Annotated in this window: 3 protein-coding genes; 2 read left to right on the top strand and 1 reads right to left on the bottom strand. The window is 69.0% G+C overall.

Features of this window, described 5'->3' with window-relative positions:
- Positions 1 to 39 precede the first annotated feature (39 nt).
- The gene (locus AB0M20_RS36805) at positions 40 to 1,197 is read right to left on the bottom strand and encodes a peptidase (RefSeq protein ID WP_364305331.1); all 1,158 of its coding nucleotides are present in this window, start codon (positions 1,195 to 1,197) and stop codon (positions 40 to 42) included.
- A gap of 276 nt (positions 1,198 to 1,473) precedes the next feature.
- On the opposite strand from AB0M20_RS36805, the gene AB0M20_RS36810 reads away from it, so the two are divergent.
- Together AB0M20_RS36810 and AB0M20_RS36815 are read left to right on the top strand one after the other, a co-directional pair.
- Positions 1,474 to 2,538 carry an ABC transporter substrate-binding protein gene (locus AB0M20_RS36810; protein ID WP_364305333.1) on the top strand — a complete coding sequence of 355 codons (1,065 nt, stop codon included), beginning with the start codon at positions 1,474 to 1,476 and terminating at the stop codon, positions 2,536 to 2,538.
- Between the two features lies 1 nt (position 2,539).
- On the top strand, positions 2,540 to 2,684 hold a 145-nt coding region (locus AB0M20_RS36815; protein WP_364305335.1), incomplete at its 3' end, for an ATP-binding cassette domain-containing protein.

Here is a 2,684-nt window from a genome sequence, read left to right on the forward strand (position 1 = left end):
CGCTCGCCGGATGGCGAGCGTCGTGACCGCGCACCGCCGTCAGCCGACCGCGATCCAGATGCCGTAGTCGCGGGTCGCCGTGCCGAAGTCCTGGAAGCCCAGGATCGTGTTGTTCCCGACGTAGGTGTAGCAGTTGATGCCCTTGGCGATGGCGTTGCCGCTCGCCGAGTACGAGTACACCGGGCCGCCGCTGTCCCCGCCCCGCACGGCGGGCTGACCGTTGACCTGCCGCGCCTCGACCGCGTCGCCCGGGTCGGTGTTGAACTTCTCGACCCGCAGGTTGCACACGGGTCCGCCGATGTCGCGGGCCGACGAGCCGCCCGACTGGCACAGGTACTCGCCGGGGTAGACCCAGTCCCAGCCCTCGACGTTGAGCACGGCGTTGCTGTTCAGGTCGCCGACGTACATCTGGTTGATCGCGCCGGCCGGGGTGGCGACCAGGCCGAGGTCGTGGGTGTCGTTGTCGGCGGTGAAGTTGCCGATGTACTCCCCGGCGCCGTCGTAGATGCCGTTGCCGTTGCTGCCGCAGTGCCCGGCGGTCAGCAGGAAGCGCTGGTTGGCGCCGTTGCGCACGCCGAAGCCGCCGGTGCAGCGCGACCCCTGCGAGTAGTTGATGTTGTCGCCACCGCCGGCCCAGGGCGCCCAGTCGTCGTAGCGGCTGGTGTTCACCTTCTGCCCCTGGTCGACGATCTCGACCGGCACGCCGACCTGCGGGACGGCGGCGCGGTCGAAGCCGGCCGTCACGTCCATGCCGACGACGATGCGGCTGCCGTCGACGGCGTACTTCACACGCGGCTTCTCGGCCCTCAACGCGCCGCGGACCCGGTTGCCGGCGGCCCGCAACTCGGCCAGGGAGTACGCGGCCGCGCCGACCTTGACCGCCGCCGTCGAGCGGGCCGTGGTGACAGCCCGGCGTACCCGCTCGGGCAACGCACCCTTCCACCAGAGCGCGACATGGTCGTCCTCCAGCGCGATGCCGGCGAACCCGGGGGCCGCGCCGCGCTCGAGCTCGTTCTTGATGACACTTGCGGCCTTGGCGAGTGGAACCTGCTTGAGGTATAGGTCGGGTACGGCCGCCTGCTGCGACTGCCGGTCCGAGGTGGACGGTGCTGCGAGCGCCGGGGACGCCGGGACGGCGAGGGTCACCGTCAGGGCGAGGCCGAGGGAGATTGCGCCAAGGCGCCTGATGCGGGTCATCCGGTTGCCTTTCGCCGGGCGCGCACGGGTACGAGCGCGCGTGGGGGACGTACGCGGGGTGCGGATGACATCGAGACTAATCAATAAAGCTTCTTAAATCACCCTTACTTCCACATTGATGGATGTAACTTTCCGTGCCTCCGGACGAAAGGGGCGCGTTCCCGACCGAAAGCACGCCGGACTTGACGCGGCATTCCCATCGCGTCCATTATTCCCATGCAACAGATAGGGAAAGAGCACTTTCCGGCCCGTACGAACTGAGGAAGCAACGTGCGTCTGCGTTCCCGCGCCCTCCGCGCGATCACCATGGCTGCCACCGCCGTTCTGGCAGCCGGTTCCCTGGCCGCCTGCGGTGGCGACGACGACGCGGCCGCATCCGGCAGCGGCGGCGAGGCCCCCGCCATCCGACTCGGCTACTTCCCGAACATCACCCACGCGCCGGCCCTGGTCGGCGTCAAGGACGGCCTGTACCAGCAGGCGCTCGGCTCCACGAAACTGGAGGCGAAGACCTTCAACGCCGGCCCGGCGGCGATCGAGGCGCTGTTCTCGGGGGCGATCGACGCCACGTACATCGGGCCGAACCCGGCCATCAACGGCTGGGCCACCTCGCACGGCGCCGGACTGAAGATCATCGCCGGCAGCACCTCCGGCGGCGCCGGCCTGGTGGTCAAGCCGGCCATCAACGGCCCGGCCGACCTCAAGGGCAAGAAGATCGCGACACCGCAGCTGGGCAACACGCAGGACGTCGCGCTGCGCGCCTGGCTGAAGCAGAACGGGCTGAACGCCGATCAGCAGGGCGGCGGCGACGTTTCGGTGCAGCCGCAGGACAACGCGACCGCGGTGCAGGCCTTCGCCCAGGGCGCGATCGACGGCGCCTGGGTGCCCGAGCCCAGCCTGAGCCGGATGGTGCTCGACTCCAAGGGCAAGATCCTGGTGAACGAGAAGGATCTGTGGCCGGGCGGCCAGTTCGTCACCACCCACCTGATCGTCAAGCAGGAGTTCCTGAAGAAGTACCCGGCGACGGTGAAGAAGCTGGTCCAGGGGCACGTCGCTGCGGTCAAGTACATCGCGGACAACGGCGAGAAGGCGCAGGCCGACGCCAACGCGCAGCTCGAGGCGCTCAGCGGCAAGCCGCTCAAGCCCGAGGTGCTCAAGGCGGCCTTCGCCAACCTGACCTTCACCAACGACCCGATCGCACCGTCGCTGTTCACCAGCGCCCAGCACGCCCAGGACGTCGGCCTCCTCAAGCCGGTCGACCTCAAGGGAATCTACGACCTGACCATCCTCAACGAGGTCCTGAAGGCTGACGGCCAGCCGACGGTCAGCGACGCGGCCTCCTGAGATGAGCGTGTTGACCCTCGACGCGGTCTCCAAACAGTACGGGCAGTTGCTCGCGCTGGACCGCGTCTCCCTGACCGTGGCGCCGGGCGAGTTCGTCTGCCTGCTCGGCGCCTCGGGCTGCGGCAAGAGCACCCTGCTGTCGCTGG

Source organism: Actinoplanes sp. NPDC051633 (assembly GCF_040681735.1).
Lineage (GTDB): Bacteria > Actinomycetota > Actinomycetes > Mycobacteriales > Micromonosporaceae > Actinoplanes.

Coding starts and splice junctions, on each gene's coding strand:
- AB0M20_RS36805 (WP_364305331.1), bottom strand. CDS start 1,197: ATGACCCGCATCAGGCGCCTTGGCGCAATCTCCCTCGGCCTCGCCCTG.